The following is a 17,746-nucleotide window of genomic DNA, read 5'->3' as shown; positions in this document are numbered from 1 at the left end:
ATGTCTCATTAAAATTTGAAATGTATTCATATCATACAATGACGCATTATAACCTTTCAAACGTGCGGTGTAAACGACAAAAAAGTTGTGATATTAACAACAAAAAATTAAGCACTCCTCCAAAAAACACACTGTAACAAAAACCAAAAAGACAGCTTAAACAAAAGTTAATATTTTACGGTTTGAAGACGCAAACTGGGTGTTTCATTATATTAACCATGGGTGGGTGCAGCATGGTTTTTTGGCTACTACCATATCTTCAATTATCACAAAAACCCCAAAAATCACTCTCTTCTTAACGCCCTATCCTCCCACCAATTCTCCCCCACAAAACCGTCCGCATATTTCTCGCCCATTTTGGGGGCATCAATGAGCAAATCCAGTTCTTTGGCACTTTTTACCGCATTATCAATAGACTCGTACCACGGATTTCTGCCCAAACTGAACACGCCCCAGTGCATGGGCACGATTGAGGGTTATGATGAGATTGCCCTAGGGGCGGTGATTAGCACCAGTGGGCGTAAAGGGCGTAATATCACCCAATCAGGTGACGGCTCGCACGGCACTTATGGGGCTGGGACGGTCTTTATCACGCTGACCGATGATGGTAAGGGCAATCTGATAGACAGCCACGGCAAAACCGTGGGTAAAATCACAGGGGGTAAGGCGATATTTAACCCTGACACCACGGTGTCCATCCCCAAAGCTAAGTACGGCAAAGATAAAATTGGCGAAAAAGTGTACTCGCAAACAGAGACAGAGCTAACCTGGAATAATATTACCTATGCCACAAAGACGTATCAAGACATCTACCGTACGAGCTTTGCAGGCTTTGACTATGTGCCAGCAGGGGCAACGCTTGCCTCTAATGCCGTCATCACAGCCAGCTATTATGACACACACCCTGCTACCGCAAAGTCTGAGCCTGTGGCGGTTAGCACATCTATTAAGTTTGTCATCAATACAGGTGAGCTAATTATCCCAAGCTCAGTGCGGTTTGTGATGAATGGTAAATCCTACTTTGATAAAGACGGCTCTATATACACTAACTTAAACACCGCCACAGGGCAGGCGGACAAAATAGGAAGCATTGATTATAGTACAGGCGAGCTGATACTCTCTGACCCCATTGGGGCAGTGTCGGTGCAATCTTTGACCACGAGCGTCAGTGCAGGTCGTACCGACTCCATCAGTTTTATCACGCCGTCCGCCCCCATTCGTCCCTCATCGCTGACCATCTCGGCAACCACCCTAGATGGCAAAAAAATCTCTGCCACCGCCAATGCCAAAGGCGAGTTTGACAGTGAGTACATCTTAGGATTGGTGGACGTGGAGTATGGTTTGGCAAGTGTCAAATTTGGCAAATGGGTAAACGCTGACGGCCACGAGAGTGAGAGCTGGTATAACGCTGATGCGGTCGTGGACGGACAAATCTTTAAGCCTGCTCATGTGTTTAGCTCGTCCATTACATACAGTACCGTGGCTTACTCTTATCTGCCTGTCGATAGCACCACCATACGCATTGACACCGTCAGGCTGCCCCAAGACGGACGTGTACCTATCTTCCGCCGTGGCGATACTATCCTTATCACCAACAGCCTAAAACAAACACTCGGCTCGGCTCACAAGGCAGGTCAAACGATACAACTTGACCGCACCGACTTAGACCGCCTGTGTATTACCGACAGTACAGGCAAGGCGGTCAATGCCGAGCTGTGGGATTATGATTTGGAGGCGGGCAGTATCACATGGACAAGTCCGCTCGATTTGTCCGATTATGCTCTGCCCTTATTTGCCACTTGCACGTGGGAGGAGCGAAACCGCATACACAGCGTAGACATTGACGGTACGCTGACCCTGATATTTCCGACCAAACGGGATTATCCGTTGGAGGACACTTATGTGGCAAGCGTACTCATCGGCGGTAATTTGCAAGTGCGAGCTTCCGTGCCATTTACCCAAAGAAACTGGACGAATGTGTGGCAAGACACCCGCATTGGCGACGAGCCATTAAACCGCTTAAATGTCAAAGATTATCCCATTGTCTTGACCGATGATGGGGCGATAGACGAGAAATGGCTGATTAAGTTTACCAGTAGCTCACAGTTTGAGCTGTACGGGCAAACACTCGGCTTTGTGCTAAAAACCGACACCTTACAAGACTTAGCCCCAATCAATCCGTCCACCAAAAAGCCCTACTTTACCATACCCAAACAAGCCTTTGGGGCTGACACGCCGTGGAGCGTGCAAGAAGTGGTACGGTTTAACACGTGGGGGACACTGCTACCTGTGTGGGTCATCTGTGCCGTCCAGCCGTCAGCGGACAACCCTAAGGGGTCAGACGGCTATACGCAGGTGTTGTTTGGCGATACGACCGAGATTTAAAGCGGTTTTAAGTGTATTTTAATGTTAATTAATCAAGCTTTAAAGGATAATTTATGAGCTATTTAAATCCCATCACCCTAACCCCCAAACTCTACCAATCCACCGACCTACAAGCCCCACAGCTCACAGGGGCGATGGGCGATTATAAAAGCGTGTGGAAAGCCTGTCTGGTAACAGGCTACGGTAATAAGGCAGGGGCAGGATTTATGCTTGACAACGAAACCGACCATTCGTGTGATTTTATCAGTCCGAACATCATGATGGACAAGTTTGGTGTGGAGGAGGATAATTCGGCATATAAGCCTTATTATTATAATGGCACAAATAAGGTATCGCAATGGCCTAGCAACACACAAAAATCACACGCCAGAAATCCAAGCTGGACAATGTTAGTCTGCGAACTCGGTGTGTATTTTGTCATTACCACAAATGGCATGAGCCAAGTGGGGTATTTGGGTCTCATTAAATCAGCGATTAATGATAATAATATTAACTTTGTACGGCTAAATATTGGGAACTTATCAAGTTCTAGTTACAACAGCTTTTTAGGCAGTCTTAAAATTGGCAACTATACCAACGCCCGTATCTTATCTAATGGCTATGACTTAGTAAAATCGCTCAAAAAAGACTTCTTGGTTAGCCTAGTCTCTGATGTCTTTTGGCGACAAGATGGGGCATTGCTCGGCTCTCAGCCCGCCTTACTGATACAAAACAGTCTGACTTTGCCAACGGATATTCAGATCACCGAATATCAAGGCAGACCTGTGTTGTATATATATGTGGTCAATGGTACAAATAGTTATTACCAAGCCAATTATAGCTTTGGGGTGATGATTTACTTAGACTACTGGGAGTACTAAATGCAAGTACACAGCAAAGCAGATGTGGCTCTTGCCCTACCTAATGTGGGCTACATCGCAGGGGATAATGACGGTATTGTAACAGTGGGCGGTGTCCCTGCCCGCCGTGAAATGGTGGTGTTTAATATGGATTTGTCGGTGCATTCACGCTTTTACAGTCTTGACAACGGGCATTATCTGATTAACAATCTTGACCCAAATCAGCAGTATCTCATCATGGCACGAGACCTGCCCCCATCCGATGGGGTGGAGCGTTACGAACCTGCCACTTGGGATTATGTAACCCCCATGAGCGACAAAACCCAAGCCGAGCAAATGGAACTGTGGCAGTCATGGCAGACCTGACCCGTGATAAATTGCCCTTGCCACTGACACGGCGGATAAGCGACAGACCACCGTCCGACCGCTTACCGCTTACCCTAAATCGTAAGTTAAGCACGCTGGATGTGGTCTTGCCAACACCGATTGACCCAACACCTAAGCCCACTGACCCAACCCCAAAAAGACAAAACCCTGTCATGGCAGAGTTTGATAGCCTAATATCTGACCCACAGGGCGTGAATATGGGCAGACAAGTGAGTATAGCAAGTGATGAGGTGGCACGGGCGTATAGTGTGGTGTATGGTGATACGCTAACAATGGCTTATGGGCGTGATATGTCTACTCGTCATTTTGCCCCTGTTGCTAGTGGGGCAGATAGTGCTATGGGTACGCCTTATCTGATTGGCAGTGTCTATCAGCACACATGGCAAGCTCTCATGGCACTTCACCACGCTCATCACATCAGCGTGAGCGATGGTGTGGGACTGTTTAGTTGTAATCTTGTCAAATATGGGGCTAAGGGCTATTTGCAGGGCGGTACGCAGGGCAATTTATCAGACGTGGCAGGACTATTTGGCGATAACACCCACCAAGCAGGCAGTACGCTGATTGCTCGCCCTAGCACACACACGATAACCCACAGCACTCCTGTGCCATGTCGTTATTATCCTGTGCCAGAGCCTGAGCCTGACAAGCCCGTCTCGTATTGTCGTATCAGACCACCATCTGACCGCCTGCCACTGGCTTTAAGACGCAAACGAGGCGAGCACCCTGCGGGTGCCTTGCCCCTACCGCTTATTTGTTGGCATGACTTACCACCGACTGCCACCCCCAATTTAGGAGCTTATATCGTGCATAATACCATCACTGCAACCATCGGTGGGGTCAATGTCAATCCCTTGTCATTTAGCATTAAGACCGACATGGACAGCTTTTGTTGGCAAGGACAAATTGAAATCCCCACCAAAGACTTTGATAAAATCAAAGACAAGCTAGGCAGCCGTGGTAATGAGCCGATGATTAGCGTGGTCATTAACAACCACCGCTTTGTCATCATTGCTGAGGAGCTTAGCAAAAACCGCTCATTTGTCAATCACAGCTACACGTTATCAGGACGAAGTGTTACCGCTCGCCTGTCAGCAGACTATGCGACAAATAAACAAGGCGGGTTAAATCAAGCCCTCTACGCCAGTCAGCTTATCATGAGTGCGATGGTAAATACAGGCATGACGGCAGAATATCAAGCCCCTGATTGGCTGATTAAAAAAGGGGTATATAGTACCGACAAAACCCCGATGGGGGTAATACATGATGTGGCAGAGGCGTGTGGGGCGTTTGTGTATTCGCATCCGCACGAGCCAAGCCTTGTCATTAAACCTCGCTACAAAGTGCCTGCGTGGAAGCTTGCCACGGCTGAACCTGCTTTAATCCTTGCTCTTGACCCTGTAAAAAGCATCAGTGAGCAACAAAGAGTAAGTCCTCTTTATGATAATGTGTGGCTGACCAGTACAAGCCGTCTTGATAACGTCTATCGCAGACAGTCGGCACGCATGACAGAGGCACCCACACAGTCTGACGAGCTATTGACCGACCAAATCGCCACCATTGCCAAAGGCGTGCAAATACTGTCAGAATCAGGCACGCACATGGACATGACGGTAACGACACGTTGGGCGGATAAATACGGCTTGCCCCTTGCGGTGGTGGGCGATGTTTGGCAAATCAACGATGACGGCGGTTATAAGGCAGTGGTGGTCAGTGTTGAGGTGCAGGTCAAGGTGGAAAATGGCGTGCCGACCATTTGGCAGGTGGTAGGGCTTGATAGGTATATGGGAAATTAATAGCCGATTATATTATACATTAATGCTCTAAAAAGTCAATAATTCAAAGGCAAAAAAAATGAATTTATATCAAACATTTAGCAAGCTCTTTGCCACACCCAAAGGCGTGGCACAAATCACAGGTCAAAAGGGGCAAGGCGTGGTGGTCGGGCAGACACTCGGTGGGGTGTTTGTCGTGCTAAACGGACAGGCAGAGGTGGGCGATATGGTCTATTATGACCGACAGACTCATGAAATCACAGGGCAAGCTCCGCAGGGGGAGCGAGGGGAGTTTGGGGTGTAAGTTTGTTAGATTAATATCTGCATACTGTGATAAAAATATCTGCATAATTGAGTTTTCTTTATGCAGATATTTTTGCGATTTTATGCAGATATTTTTGCGATTTTACACTTCTGCCACCACCGTATATTCGCTAAAAGTCGAACAGCTCATATAGTGATAAATCGGCTTGCCTTCATACGAAAAACGGCTCGTGCCGTCTGGCATCACGCCTTGTCCTTGCGTGGCTCGCACCGATACGCACAAATTGCTTTTGTTAGACTGACAAAACTCGCACTGTCCACATTCTGCCGTATAAAGCGGAATGACGTGGTCGCCCACCGCCACACTCTCTACGCCTTCGCCCACTTCCACCACCACGCCCGCCCCTTCGTGTCCCAGCACGACAGGGAACAGCCCTTCGGGGTCAGCCCCTGATAGGGTGAAGGCATCTGTATGGCACACACCTGTGTGAGTGATTTTGACCAAGACTTCGCCTTTTTTGGGGCGTTCTACATCAATTTCTACGATTTTTAAAGGCTGGTTGGGGGCGAATGCCACCGCCGCACGGGATTTTATTGTATTCATTGTGGATACCTGATTGTGAAAATGGCAAATATTATAAGGCGTTACAGATATTTTGGCTAATTGATAATTGTGATAAGTGGGTATTAGATTTTGTGATATTCTAAAAATGCATTATTTTAATTTTAACCGCTTATTTTTAATAAGCTCATTAGCCTCCATATCCCCAAAAACAATCTCATTATCATCAATCATCGCCGTGATTTGATTATCCCCACGCATTAACCTTAATTCATTGCCAATCATTTGCCAATCGCTGGCAAATCCTGTCAATATTGGCAAAGGCTGATCGCGAACATCTTTGGTATATTGCCAATTAAAAGTTTAATGATTTTTAAATTTATACAACGTTAAAATTTGGCTGTTATCTTGATAAACACGATAACGGCAAAATAGGCTATTTATAAAAAATTCTTTAAAGATACAGCTAATAAAATTGAATTTTACTACGAAAACCGTTTGCCACAAGCTTGCCTGCAGGTCGGTTTCCGTCATGGGCAGGCTTAGCTCACCACGAACGAAAAACCGTAGCACTTTTTCATTTTGTAGGGTGTACACCACTACGATCATGATAGAATAAAGAGAAAACTAAAAGGACTAAGTCCTGTGAAATACAGAAACTTCGTCCAATCAGGGTTAATCAAGCCTTGATACAACTTAACCTTTTATCTTATGTCTAAGATTTGGGGTCGGTTCATTCCACTGCGGACGGTTTTTTGACTCAACCGCTTTTTTCACGCTTTCACAGGCGAATTTTTTAAAATATCCATCAAAAGTTGCCAATACACCGCCACGCTCGCCACGTCCACCGCTTCATCAGGCGAATGGGCGTTGATAATCGTGGGCCCCACAGAGACGATGTCCATGTTGGGATAATTTTTCTTAATCAATCCGCATTCTAGCCCTGCATGAATGACCTTGATTTTGGGTTCATGCCCCAAAATATCAGCATACAAACGGGCAGTTATGGGCGTAATAGCAGAGTTTGGGTCATAGTTCCACCCCACATAGTCGCCGTCAAACACCGCTTTTGCCCCCACCAAATCCGCCATGCTTTGCAAGGTGCTTATCACGCCTTGTTTGCCGACTTGGGTCAAGGAGCGGACAAGCAAGGTCGCCACCAGCTCGCCATTTGCCACACCCAGCACCCCAAACGATAGCGAGGTCTCCACCACGTCAGCGATGTTATCGCTGTATCGCACCACGCCAGACGGCAGTACATTGATGAGGTTTATCACGCTTTGGCTGTTTTCTATGACGGTATCGGGTCGCTCGGTGTCTTCTATCGTGATAGACAGTTTGGGTTCTGCCGTGCCGATTTCACTCTCTATGTCTTTGATAATAGTAGATAAATTTTCCAAAAACTGCTCTTTGCCCGCCCCATTTATCACAAGGGTTGCCACACTTTCTCGGGCAATGGCATTTCTTAGCGAACCGCCTTTGATGTCAGCGATTTTAAAGTCACACGTCTGCGATAAAGTCGCCAACACTCGCCCCAACAGTTTAATGGCATTTGCTCGGTTTTTGTGAATGTCCACGCCCGAATGCCCACCCTTTAAGCCCTTGACAGTCAAACTTATCGCACTGTCATAGCCATTTTCCACATAACGCACAGGCAACGCCAAATCAGCGTCCACACCCCCTGCACAGCCCACATAAATCTCGCCTATCTCTTCGGTGTCGGTATTGATCATGATTGGGGCGGTCAGCGTCCCCGCCTGCAAGCCTATCGCCCCCACCATGCCCGTCTCTTCGGTCATGGTCAGTAGCACTTCGATGTCAGGGTGAGCCACCGTCTCATCGCTTAGCACCGCCAAACAGCTCGCCATGCCAATGCCGTTATCCGCCCCCAACGTGGTGTCAGTCGCCTTTATCCATGCCTTATCATCGCTAAATCGCATGATGATGGGGTCTTTGGTAAAGTCGTGATGTGTGTCGGCATTGGCTTGGGGTACCATGTCCAAATGGGCTTGCAGGGCAATGGGCGTGCGGTTTTCCATGCCGACTGTGGCAGGTTTTTTGATGATGACATTACCAATCTCATCACGCCACACGGTAAGCCTGCGAGAACTTGCCCATGAGACGATGTGGCTTGCTATCGCTTCTTCGTGATAAGACGGGTGGGGAATGCTACAAATCTGGGCGAACCACCGCCACAGCTCGCTCGGGGCAAGGTCTTGGATGACAGATAGATTATGGTTTAGGGCGTTTTGGTTTAACATAGAATTTTCCTTGTGGGTTGTTTAAAATTGGTATTTAATAGATAAAAAGCTCACACCGCCTGCGTCCGCTCAACAAGCCACGCTTTTGCCCGACCGTCCACACGTCCGATAAGCTCATCATGAACAAGTTTGTGATAATCGTTCAGCCAACGCTTCTCCTGTTCGGTCAAAAGATGTGGCAATATCAGACGGGTATCAAATGGGCATAAGGTCAAATCTTCAAATTTTAAAAACTCACCAAACTCGCTTTGATGTGCCTTGACCGCCACGACCAGATTTTCAAGGCGTATGCCCCATTTGCCTTCACGGTACAGCCCCGGCTCGTTACTGGTTATCATGCCTTCACTCATGATACGTTCAGGCGTAACAGGGGCGGTGCGTGAGATGACCTGCGGGCCCTCATGGACGTTTAAAAAATAACCCACGCCATGCCCTGTCCCATGCCCATAGTCTAGCCCCTGTTGCCAAAGTTGGTTACGAGCCAATACATCTAGTTGCATGGACGGTATGTCTTTGGGGAAATGGGCAGTTGCTAGGGCGATATGAGCCTTTAACACATAGGTAACATCACGCTTTTCGTCATCGCTAATTTGCCCCACGCCTGCCATACGAGTAATATCAGTCGTGCCGTTTTTGTACTGAGCCCCTGAGTCAATCAGTAGCAAACCGTCCCCGTCCAAATACGAAAATCGCTCGTCTGTCGCCCGATAATGCACAATCGCCCCATTGCCACAAAATCCTGCAATCGTATCAAAACTTGCCGAAACGTGGTTTGGCTGGCGACTTCTGGCACACTCCAACATCTCATCAATATCAAGCTCGGACACACGCTCGCCTTGGGCAAGCTTGTCTTCTAGCTCGGCAAAAAACTCGCACAACGCCACGCCGTCTTGACGCATGGCTTCACGGATATGGTTGATGTTATTGTCCGATTTTATGGCTTTTAACACGGTGGTAGGATTGACCGCTTTGATGAGTTTGGCGGTTTTTGGCAAATGGGTGAGCGTACCGACCGCCACTTTGGCAGGGTCAAATAACAAGCTCTCTACATCGCCCAAACGTTCCGCCACGCTGTCATAATGAGCCACGTCAATGCCCGCCACGCTTAGGGCGGATTTGGCGGTGTCGGTGAGCTTGTCATCATGGACAAATAAAGTCGCTGTGTCTGGCGTGATAAGTAGGTGCGACAAAAACACGGGGTTAAAATTCACGTCCGCCCCACGCAAGTTGGTGAGCCACGCAATGTCATCAAGACCACTAACAAGATGATGAGTCGCCCCCCTTTGGGTCATAACTTCACGCACTTGGATAAGTTTTTGTTTGGCACTCGTATCCACAAACGTCTCATCATGCACATAAATCAGGGCGTTGGGTAGGCTTGGGCGGTCTTGCCAAATCTGTCCCAAAATGTCGGTGTCAATCACAAGCTCCATGCCACGCTCGGCAAAGGCTTGGCTTAGACCATCAAACTCCGCCATAGACAACACCGCCCCGTCTATCGCCACTTTTGCCCCTTGGGGTAGGTTGTCCGCCAAAAACTGGGCATAAGTGGGGCGAGAATGCTCCATTTTTTGTAGCTCAATGCCTGTGCCGTCAAGCTCAATGGGGGCTTGCACCCAATAACGGCTGTCCGTCCACACCCCTGCAAAATCATGCGTGATGACCAAAGTACCAACCGACCCTGTAAAGCCCGACAACCACGCCCGACCTTGCCAATACACAGGCAAATACTCGGACATGTGCGGGTCAGCAGACGGTATGATAAGGGCGGACAATCCACGCTCGGCAAGTATCTCACGTACAGCAAGCACTCGGGCGTGGCGGACATCGGACGGGGTTTTGTGAAAGTCGGTCATAATTTTTCCTTGATGATAATACAAACGCCTATTTTACACCCAAGCCATTTTTGATACAACATTTTAGGGCATGTCTGCCTTTGGTATTTGCAATGAAAAATGCCTGTTTAAAAAAGCAGGGGAATCACACGTTTTTCAAGGAAAAAATAAAGGCTGTGGGTTTTCCATCAGACAAGTTTTTATTATGAAAAACAATCCAACCACTTAACTGGGTAAATTTTAAGATTTTTACTTAACTTTTTAAATAAGCGGTCAGATAGCCATTTTTCATGCAAAAATTGATTGAAATTGTCAAATTTCCATTGCATTTTGTGAAAATCCTCAGAACAATCGCACTACCCCTTACCAAACAACAACTGTTCAAGATAAGACTTATTCTGTGAAGCTCTCATTTTACTGCGTTTCACAGAGAGTTTAGCATCCCCATTGACTCGAATTAAGTTTAATGCGGTACGAGTCGGTAATGCTTTATTTGTTTTTTCATTACGTTCAAGACTTTTTTGGTCATCTTCACTAAAGATAACATCTAACACCCTAACGGCGTTCAGTGGTCACCTTATCTTTAACATCACGAATGGATTCTACCATGACCACTGCATGAAGGTTAGTCCAATCATCTTTACCTGATAACCAATCAAGTTGTGTTGATGTCGCATAACATCTTGTCTCAATACGACCGTGGTCTTTTTCGACAGTCTGTATGCTGGTCATGTTGTTATTATTAAGCTTGCTGTTTAACCACAGTACGATGTCTTCATACAAAGTTTTGTGGTTTTGCTTTAAGGCAAAGATGTACTTGGCTTTTGCTTTAATGATTTGTTTGCTGATGTCTTTTTGACAGTAAATGGCATCGGCTGTCACTATACTACCGCTGATGTCAATGAGTTTTAACAGTTGGGGTAATGTGCTAATTTCGTTGTTTTTATCAGCAATGTCAACTTGAGCAAGAATGAGTTTGGTTTGACTGGCAAAGGCGGTAACAAGCTGTAATGCGTTGTCATTTTTGTAGCCACCTTGGATGAATTTACCATCAATGGCGATGTGTGGATGATTGGCTTGGGTTTGATTTATCCACTCACTAAAGTATCGACTAAGTTCATCTTTGTTAAGGCGTTTAAAGACATTGCCAAAGGTGTCATGTGAGGGTATGCCATGAGTTAAGTCAAAAAATGTGGCAAACCATGTTTTGTTTTCACTGCCAAAGTCTTCTATGTCTACCTAGTCATGATAACCACAGATAACTGCGGTTAAAGCAATGGTTAGAATGTTTTTAAGTGGGTGTAGCAGGTTTTTGTTTTGACGCCTTGGGTCATGAACCTATGATAAATAGTCAATGGGGTTTGTGAGCATAAAGAATGTCCTTTTTGCTCACATTTTAATGATTTATTGTGGGTTTGTCGATGGTTGTAGTGCGATTGCTCTAAATGGCAGACAACGCTATAAGTGCAAAGGTTGTAGTCATTACTTCTCTGTCAAAAAGCCTATTCGCCATAAAAGTAATGAGACCAAACAAATGGCAATCAAGATGTACTTAGAAGGCTTAGGGTTTCGTGCCATTGGTAGATTGCTGAATATTTCTCATCAAACAGTCTATAAATGGGTCAAACAGCTTGGAGAAGAACATCAAATCAGATTTGATGATAAGCAAGAAATTGACCTTGTAGAACTTGATGAAATTCACAGTTATACCAAACACAAAAAAACTACTGCTGGACCCCGCTTGCCATCAGCCGACATACAAAACGCATCTTAGGCTTTGTTTGTGGTAAGCAAGACACCAACACTTTTATGAAACTGTACAACCAACTAAACCCATACAACATCAAACTGTTTTGTTCTGACTACTGGAAATCCTATCAAGAAATTATCCCAAGTCATCAACAGTTACAAAGCAAAAAAGAGACTTTTACCATAGAAGGTTATAACAGCTTGATTCGACATTACCCAGCAAGGTTCAAAAAAAGAAGAACTAAATGCTATTCTAAATGTCAGCATATGATAGAATGTTCTGTTAACCTACTCTTTGCTAAGTGGAATGGGTGTTTGAAGTTTGTGTTTTGAGTTTACAATGCCTTCATATTTTAAATGGTATTTGGCTGTTTTGGGCGGTTAAATAAGACAACCAGCACCAAAAACTCTTGAACACTTGGATAAAAGCCAATCAAAGCAAAACTTGAATTTTGATCAAAAAAACTAAACCCATTTGGTGAAATACTTTACAGATTGCCTTCCAATCCCAGTCCGCTTTCTCTTATTAAGGCTGCATAAGCTATCAAAAAATTATATCTTGCCTCTGCAAGTTTTTGTTCTGCCTGGGCAACCGCTTGTCTTGCTTGTATAATTTCTAAACGATTTCTCATGCCATATTTTTGCCCTGTCTCAGTTGACTTTAATTTAAGCTGACTACTCACAAGTGCACGCTCTTGTGCAAGAATCTGGTAATGTGCGGCATTACTTTCAGTATAAGCTTGACGAATAGCCAGTTTAATTTGTCGCTCGCTTGCCACCAACCTAGCTTTGGCTGCCTCATATTGATTTAGCGATTCACGCATCTCACTGCTTAATTCACCTCCAGTCAACAAAGGAATTTTCGCACGCAACTGTATGCTAGCATCTGTTCCGGTTCTAAAATTTTGATGACCTCCATCTTGAGAGACTGATCGATGATAATTATTCTGATAATCAACTTGTGCCACTAACACAGGCCATCTTTTGTTTTTTACAACTTTAATCGCCTCTTCTTTACTACTAACATCATACTTTTGTGCCTTATATTCATGATTATTTTCCAAAGCCATATTCTGCCATTCCTCTAAACTGTGTTGCGAAATTCTTAATAGATAACGCTCAATCAAATTTGAAATATTTACCATTTCAATCTCTTTAACATCCAATCCTGTATAATCATTAAACTGGTTCTCCAAAATTTGTTTTTTAAGTATTGCTGAAGTCTCTTGTGCCAAAGCATTATCATAGCCCGCTTGAGCTTCATGAACATCCAACGCTGTAGCGACACCCTTATTAAACAAAGCTTTCGCTTGCTCAACCTGTTGCTCGTAAGACATTTTTTCTGCTTTATATGTAGCTATATTTTCATTACTAAGTAGGATTTTGAAATAATTTTCCGTTACATTGTATAATAGTTTTTCTTTAACAGAATGATAAATTTGTTCTGCCACTTCGCTATCATAGCGACTTTGACTATATCGAGACATTTCACTTGCATTAAATAAAGTTTGGCTAAGCTGTATATTCCAGCCTTGCGTTTGCTTGACAGAGCTAGATGAGTGAGGTTTGTACTGGTAATTAATATCTCCAGAAACTCGAGGAAAGAAAACCGATTTGGCTCGTTGCTGTTGCTCTTGAATAGAATTCTTTTGATGAAAAGCTATCTGATAATCAATAGAATGTTGCTGTGCAGCCACCCACGCTTCTTGCAAATTAAACGCAGAAGCAGTAGAGCTACTAGCAAACCAAAGAAAATAAAGATAAATAAATTTTTTATATTCAAAACTTTTCATTATTTTTTAATACTCCACAATTACAAAAAGACCAAGATAACTTACTACACTCTACAAAATGAAAAAGTACCACGGTTTCCGTTTGTGGTGAGCATGTCGAACCATGACGGAAACCAACCCGCAGGCATAGCTCAGGGCGAACGGTTTCCGTAGTAAAATTCAATTTTGTTAGCTGTACATAGTATAAAATATGCTATCAATTTAGCGTTCTCGAAAACTTTCATCAACTTTTGTCTGCAATGGACTTAATATATAATCCAAAACACGACGTTTACCTGTTTTAATTTCAGCAGTAACATTCATTCCTGGCGTTAAGTTGATTGTTACTCCATCTATATTTAATGTGCTTTTATCAAGAGAAACAAGTGCAGTATACACTAGACCTAAATGTTGATGTTCTATAGCATCATGACTAATACTTTTTATTTTACCTGTTAAATAACCATAACGTGTATAAGGAAAACTCTCGATTTTGATGATAACATTCTGCCCAGCTTTTACAAAGCCGATATCTTTATTTAGCACTAATACCTCTACTTCCACTTGATTATCGTTAGGTGCCACAACCATAATTTTTTGTGCTGCTTGTACAACTCCACCTAAAGTATAAGCTGTTAGCTCTTGTATAGTACCATTAACAGGTGATTTAATACTCAGCAATTTCTGTCGCTGCTTAGCTTTATTAGTTTGACCAGTATATTGATTAATCTGTTCATTGGTTTGGCGTAAAGATTCTAATGTATCACGTTTTAGATTTTGAGTATATAACATACGGTTCTGTTCAGCTTGCATGATTGCAGCCTGTATTTTTTGAATCTGACTACGTGTACTTTGTAAATCATTTTGATTGCTAAGTAATTTGCTTTCTTGTTCTAGATAAGCATGCTCAGATATAAAATTTTCTGCTTTGAGACTCCGATAATCATCAGTCTTTTGATGTTCAATTGCACCAACTGAAACCAACTTTTGTTCTTGGGATCGAGCAGATTGTAATTCTGCTTGATGTCCTTTTAAGGTTAATTTTAGTTGTTCATCTTGTGCTAACCATGCTTGATATTGATTTTGGGCTAAAGTTTGAGCTTCATTAATTTCCGATTCTGAAATATTTAAAGACTTTGCATATGCTACATCAATCTGAGGATTAATACGGTGATTTAATGCTGATAAAATTGCTTCAAGGCGTAGCTTAGATAATTGCGCTGCTCGAAGGGCTTTCTCGGACTGAGCAACATCACTATCTGAACCGATTCCCACTAAATCTACTAATATTTCACCTTGTTGAACATTTTGACCATCACGTACATAAACTGCTTTAACTATCGCTGTTTCCAAAGATTGAATAGTCTTGCTACGGCTACCTGAAGAAATTTTACCTGAAGCTGTAGCAACAATGTCAATCTGTCCAACCCAAGACCATAGCAAAGCAAATAGGACAAATATCATGATTATTCTAGCTGTCCACTTAGAAGATCTGGATACAGGTGTGTCAGTGAGTTCTAGATGTGCAGGAAGAAAAGCGAGTTCTTCTTTAGTACGCTTAGGAGGGGTTAGTTGGTCTCGAACTGCCCATGTATTGCGCCAAACGGTTATATAGCGAATAAAAAAATCTTTAAGTGCTTGTATAAACATGAATTATTTCCCTTGGTTATTTAAATAACAGCATTAATAGCACAAGTTTATCCATTCTGCAAATCATATAAATAACGATAGTAACCATCTTCTTTTTGCAACAATTGTTGATGTGTGCCTTGCTCTACAATTTTCCCCTTGTCCATTGCAATAATGCGATGTGCCATTTTTACGGTAGATAAGCGATGTGCAATAATCAACACTGTTCTACCTTGGCAAATTGCCTGCATATTTTGCATAATAGCCCTTTCCGACTCATAGTCTAATGCACTAGTAGCTTCATCAAAAATCAAAATACGCGGATTGGTAATTAAAGCACGCGCAATAGCGATACGCTGGCGTTGTCCACCTGACAAGCCTGCACCTTGCTCTCCAACAATCGTATCATAACCCTCAGGCAATTCCATAATAAAGTCATGTGCCCCAGACATCTTGGCAGCCTGGATAATAAACTCTAATGACATGCCCGTATCAGTTAGGGCAATATTATCTCGAATACTACGATTGAGTAACACATTTTCCTGCAAAACAACACCCACTTGGCGACGCAGCCAAGCGGGATCAGCTAATGCCAAATCGTTTCCATCAACTAATATTCGCCCATTTTCTGGTACATATAAACGCTGTACTAATTTTGTCAATGTTGATTTACCTGAACCAGAGCGTCCTACGATACCTAGTATCTCTCCAGCGTTAATCTGTAAATTTAAATTCTGTAATATTAAATGCCCATCTATTTTGTAGCGAAAATCAACATTTTCAAATGTAATATCACCCTTAATATCAGGTAAAGTTAAGCGAGATGTAGAATGCTCAGTTGGAGTATTTAAAATATCACCCAATCTCGCCACTGAAATACCTACTTGCTGAAAATCTTGCCATAGCTGTGCCAGGCGGATAACAGGAGCGGCCACCTGACCTGCCAGCATATTAAATGCTATTAATTGACCTACCGATAGCTTGCCTTCAATTACCAATTTTGCACCAATCCATAGAGTTGCCACAATAACTATCTTTTGAATGAGTTGTACTCCTTGCTGCCCAACCATTGCCAACTTAGCTACCCGAAAACTAGAAACCACATAAGCTGCTAATTGATTATCCCAGCGACGGGTCATTTGAGGTTCAACTGCCATTGCTTTTACCGTACCAACCGCAGTAATACTTTCCACTAAAAAAGATTGATTATCTGCATTGCGTGCAAATTGATCATTTAGTCGAGTGCGTAAAATTGGGCTAATAAAGGCAGACCAAAACGCATATATTGGTAATGATGCCAAAACTACCAGTGTTAAAGTAGGGCTGTAATACCACATTACAAACAAGAATATAAAAGAAAACACCAAATCTAAAACTGAAGTGAGAGCTTGACCAGTTAAGAAATTGCGGATATGTTCCAATTCACGTATACGTGCAACTGTATCGCCTACTCTTCTACTCTCAAAATAAGCAAGCGGTAGAGCTAATAGATGACGAAATAATCGTGCTCCTAGCTCTACATCAATTCGAGAGGTTGTATGAGCAAAAATATAAGTGCGTAGACCACTTAAAATGACTTCAAATAAACTTACTACCAACAAGGCAATCGCTACCACATCCAGAGTAGAAAAACCACGATGCACCAATACCTTATCCATCACAACCTGAAAAAACAATGGCGTAATCAGAGCAAAAATCTGTAGCACCACTGAAATAACGATGACTTCAAAAAAAATATAACGATATTTGATTACCGCAGGAATAAACCAAGTAAAATCAAATTTAGCCAATGAACCCAATATTGACGCACGGGAAGTTACTAGCATTAACTTACCAGAATATCTTTCAGAAAACTCACTTGCATCTAATATTATGGGACGATTCTCAATCAAATCGTAGATGAGATATTTTGCAGCAGATCCCACCCCATCAATTTTAGTTAGTATAAAATGAGAGTTTAAATTTTGATCTAAATCGGGCTTATTATCACACCACACCAAAGCAGGAAGTGTTATCATTGACAATCGAGTTAAAGGCTGTTTTATAATCTTTACCTTTAATTCTAATTTCTTTGCTGCCAACATCCATTCAATTTCATTCAGGTCTCCTTTTGTATTATCAGAAAACTGATGCATAATGTCTGCTGGACTTGCAGAAATACCATAGTATTTGGCAAGGATAACCAGAGCAGATAGAGCAGGTTGTTGAGCATAATCTATCATAACTAAATTACTATTAAGGGTTTGTAAATTAAGTCTAATTAAAGAAGTATCACCACCCATATCACT

At 43.4% G+C, this 17,746-nt stretch carries 15 protein-coding genes and 1 pseudogene; 6 read left to right on the top strand and 10 right to left on the bottom strand.

Annotation, left to right across the window (positions count from 1 at the left end; all coding sequences use genetic code 11):
- Positions 1-284: 284 nt before the first annotated feature.
- Entirely contained in the window at positions 285-467 is a 183-nt protein-coding gene (locus LP107_RS02940) for a hypothetical protein (RefSeq protein WP_162860427.1), read from the bottom strand.
- Between LP107_RS02940 and LP107_RS02935 the strand changes: the two genes are divergently transcribed.
- From LP107_RS02935 to LP107_RS02915, 5 genes are read left to right on the top strand one after another with little or no spacing between them, the layout of a single operon-like run.
- Complete coding sequence (locus tag LP107_RS02935; RefSeq protein ID WP_112742580.1) at positions 460-2,385, top strand: hypothetical protein; 1,926 nt, start codon at positions 460-462, stop codon at positions 2,383-2,385. The two genes, LP107_RS02940 and LP107_RS02935, sit on opposite strands and share 8 nt — an antisense overlap.
- Before the next feature lie 53 nt (positions 2,386-2,438).
- Positions 2,439-3,245, top strand: a complete 807-nt coding sequence (locus tag LP107_RS02930) for a hypothetical protein (protein WP_112741850.1) — start codon at positions 2,439-2,441, stop codon at positions 3,243-3,245.
- The gene (locus tag LP107_RS02925) at positions 3,246-3,590 is read left to right on the top strand and encodes a hypothetical protein (RefSeq protein ID WP_078274937.1); all 345 of its coding nucleotides are present in this window, start codon (positions 3,246-3,248) and stop codon (positions 3,588-3,590) included. It begins immediately after the preceding gene.
- A complete protein-coding gene (locus tag LP107_RS02920) occupies positions 3,578-5,407 on the top strand; it encodes a hypothetical protein (protein ID WP_078274936.1) in 1,830 nt (609 codons plus the stop codon). Before LP107_RS02925 ends, LP107_RS02920 begins: the two co-directional genes overlap by 13 nt.
- Positions 5,408-5,465: 58 nt before the next feature.
- Positions 5,466-5,690: a DUF2190 family protein gene (locus tag LP107_RS02915; RefSeq protein WP_078274935.1), complete on the top strand. Its 225-nt coding sequence runs from the start codon at positions 5,466-5,468 to the stop codon at positions 5,688-5,690.
- Positions 5,691-5,795: 105 nt separating this feature from the next.
- On the opposite strand, the pseudogene LP107_RS02910 reads toward LP107_RS02915, so the two are convergent.
- The 6 genes and pseudogenes from LP107_RS02910 to LP107_RS02885 form a co-directional block, all read right to left on the bottom strand.
- Positions 5,796-6,245 (bottom strand): annotated as a pseudogene (locus LP107_RS02910) (alcohol dehydrogenase catalytic domain-containing protein); the annotation flags it as partial.
- Positions 6,246-6,365: 120 nt separating this feature from the next.
- On the bottom strand, positions 6,366-6,533 hold the full coding sequence (locus tag LP107_RS02905; RefSeq protein WP_158079683.1) for a hypothetical protein: 168 nt from the start codon (positions 6,531-6,533) through the stop codon (positions 6,366-6,368).
- A gap of 452 nt (positions 6,534-6,985) precedes the next feature.
- A complete protein-coding gene (locus LP107_RS02900; RefSeq protein ID WP_112742582.1) occupies positions 6,986-8,473 on the bottom strand; it encodes an aminoacyl-histidine dipeptidase in 1,488 nt (495 codons plus the stop codon).
- Positions 8,474-8,523: 50 nt separating this feature from the next.
- Positions 8,524-10,329 carry an aminopeptidase P family protein gene (locus LP107_RS02895; protein WP_264675958.1) on the bottom strand — a complete coding sequence of 602 codons (1,806 nt, stop codon included), beginning with the start codon at positions 10,327-10,329 and terminating at the stop codon, positions 8,524-8,526.
- A 335-nt stretch (positions 10,330-10,664) separates the two neighbouring features.
- Complete coding sequence (locus LP107_RS02890) at positions 10,665-10,862, bottom strand: hypothetical protein (RefSeq protein WP_078274757.1); 198 nt, start codon at positions 10,860-10,862, stop codon at positions 10,665-10,667.
- A gap of 1 nt (position 10,863) precedes the next feature.
- Positions 10,864-11,541 (bottom strand): ISAs1 family transposase, encoded by a 678-nt coding sequence (locus LP107_RS02885; protein WP_264676328.1) that lies wholly within the window; start codon positions 11,539-11,541, stop codon positions 10,864-10,866.
- Positions 11,542-11,707: 166 nt separating this feature from the next.
- Between LP107_RS02885 and LP107_RS02880 the strand changes: the two genes are divergently transcribed.
- Positions 11,708-12,390, top strand: a protein-coding gene (locus tag LP107_RS02880) for an IS1 family transposase (protein ID WP_112742585.1) whose coding sequence is annotated in 2 segments (ribosomal slippage) — positions 11,708-12,032 and positions 12,032-12,390 — 684 coding nt in all. Because the reading frame shifts where the segments join, the coding sequence is not laid out codon by codon here.
- Between the two features lie 155 nt (positions 12,391-12,545).
- Here the strand turns inward: LP107_RS02880 and LP107_RS02875 are convergent.
- The 3 genes from LP107_RS02875 to LP107_RS02865 all read right to left on the bottom strand — a co-directional run bounded on the left by LP107_RS02875 (position 12,546) and on the right by LP107_RS02865 (position 17,740).
- A complete protein-coding gene (locus LP107_RS02875) occupies positions 12,546-13,850 on the bottom strand; it encodes a TolC family protein (RefSeq protein ID WP_078275054.1) in 1,305 nt (434 codons plus the stop codon).
- A 201-nt stretch (positions 13,851-14,051) separates the two neighbouring features.
- Positions 14,052-15,479: an HlyD family type I secretion periplasmic adaptor subunit gene (locus LP107_RS02870; RefSeq protein ID WP_078275053.1), complete on the bottom strand. Its 1,428-nt coding sequence runs from the start codon at positions 15,477-15,479 to the stop codon at positions 14,052-14,054.
- A gap of 47 nt (positions 15,480-15,526) precedes the next feature.
- Complete coding sequence (locus LP107_RS02865; protein WP_276001914.1) at positions 15,527-17,740, bottom strand: type I secretion system permease/ATPase; 2,214 nt, start codon at positions 17,738-17,740, stop codon at positions 15,527-15,529.
- Positions 17,741-17,746: the final 6 nt, after the last annotated feature.

The sequence above is a fragment of the Moraxella bovis genome (assembly GCF_025985205.1).
GTDB lineage: Bacteria > Pseudomonadota > Gammaproteobacteria > Pseudomonadales > Moraxellaceae > Moraxella > Moraxella bovis.
This window is presented reverse-complemented; position numbering and strand designations above follow the sequence as displayed.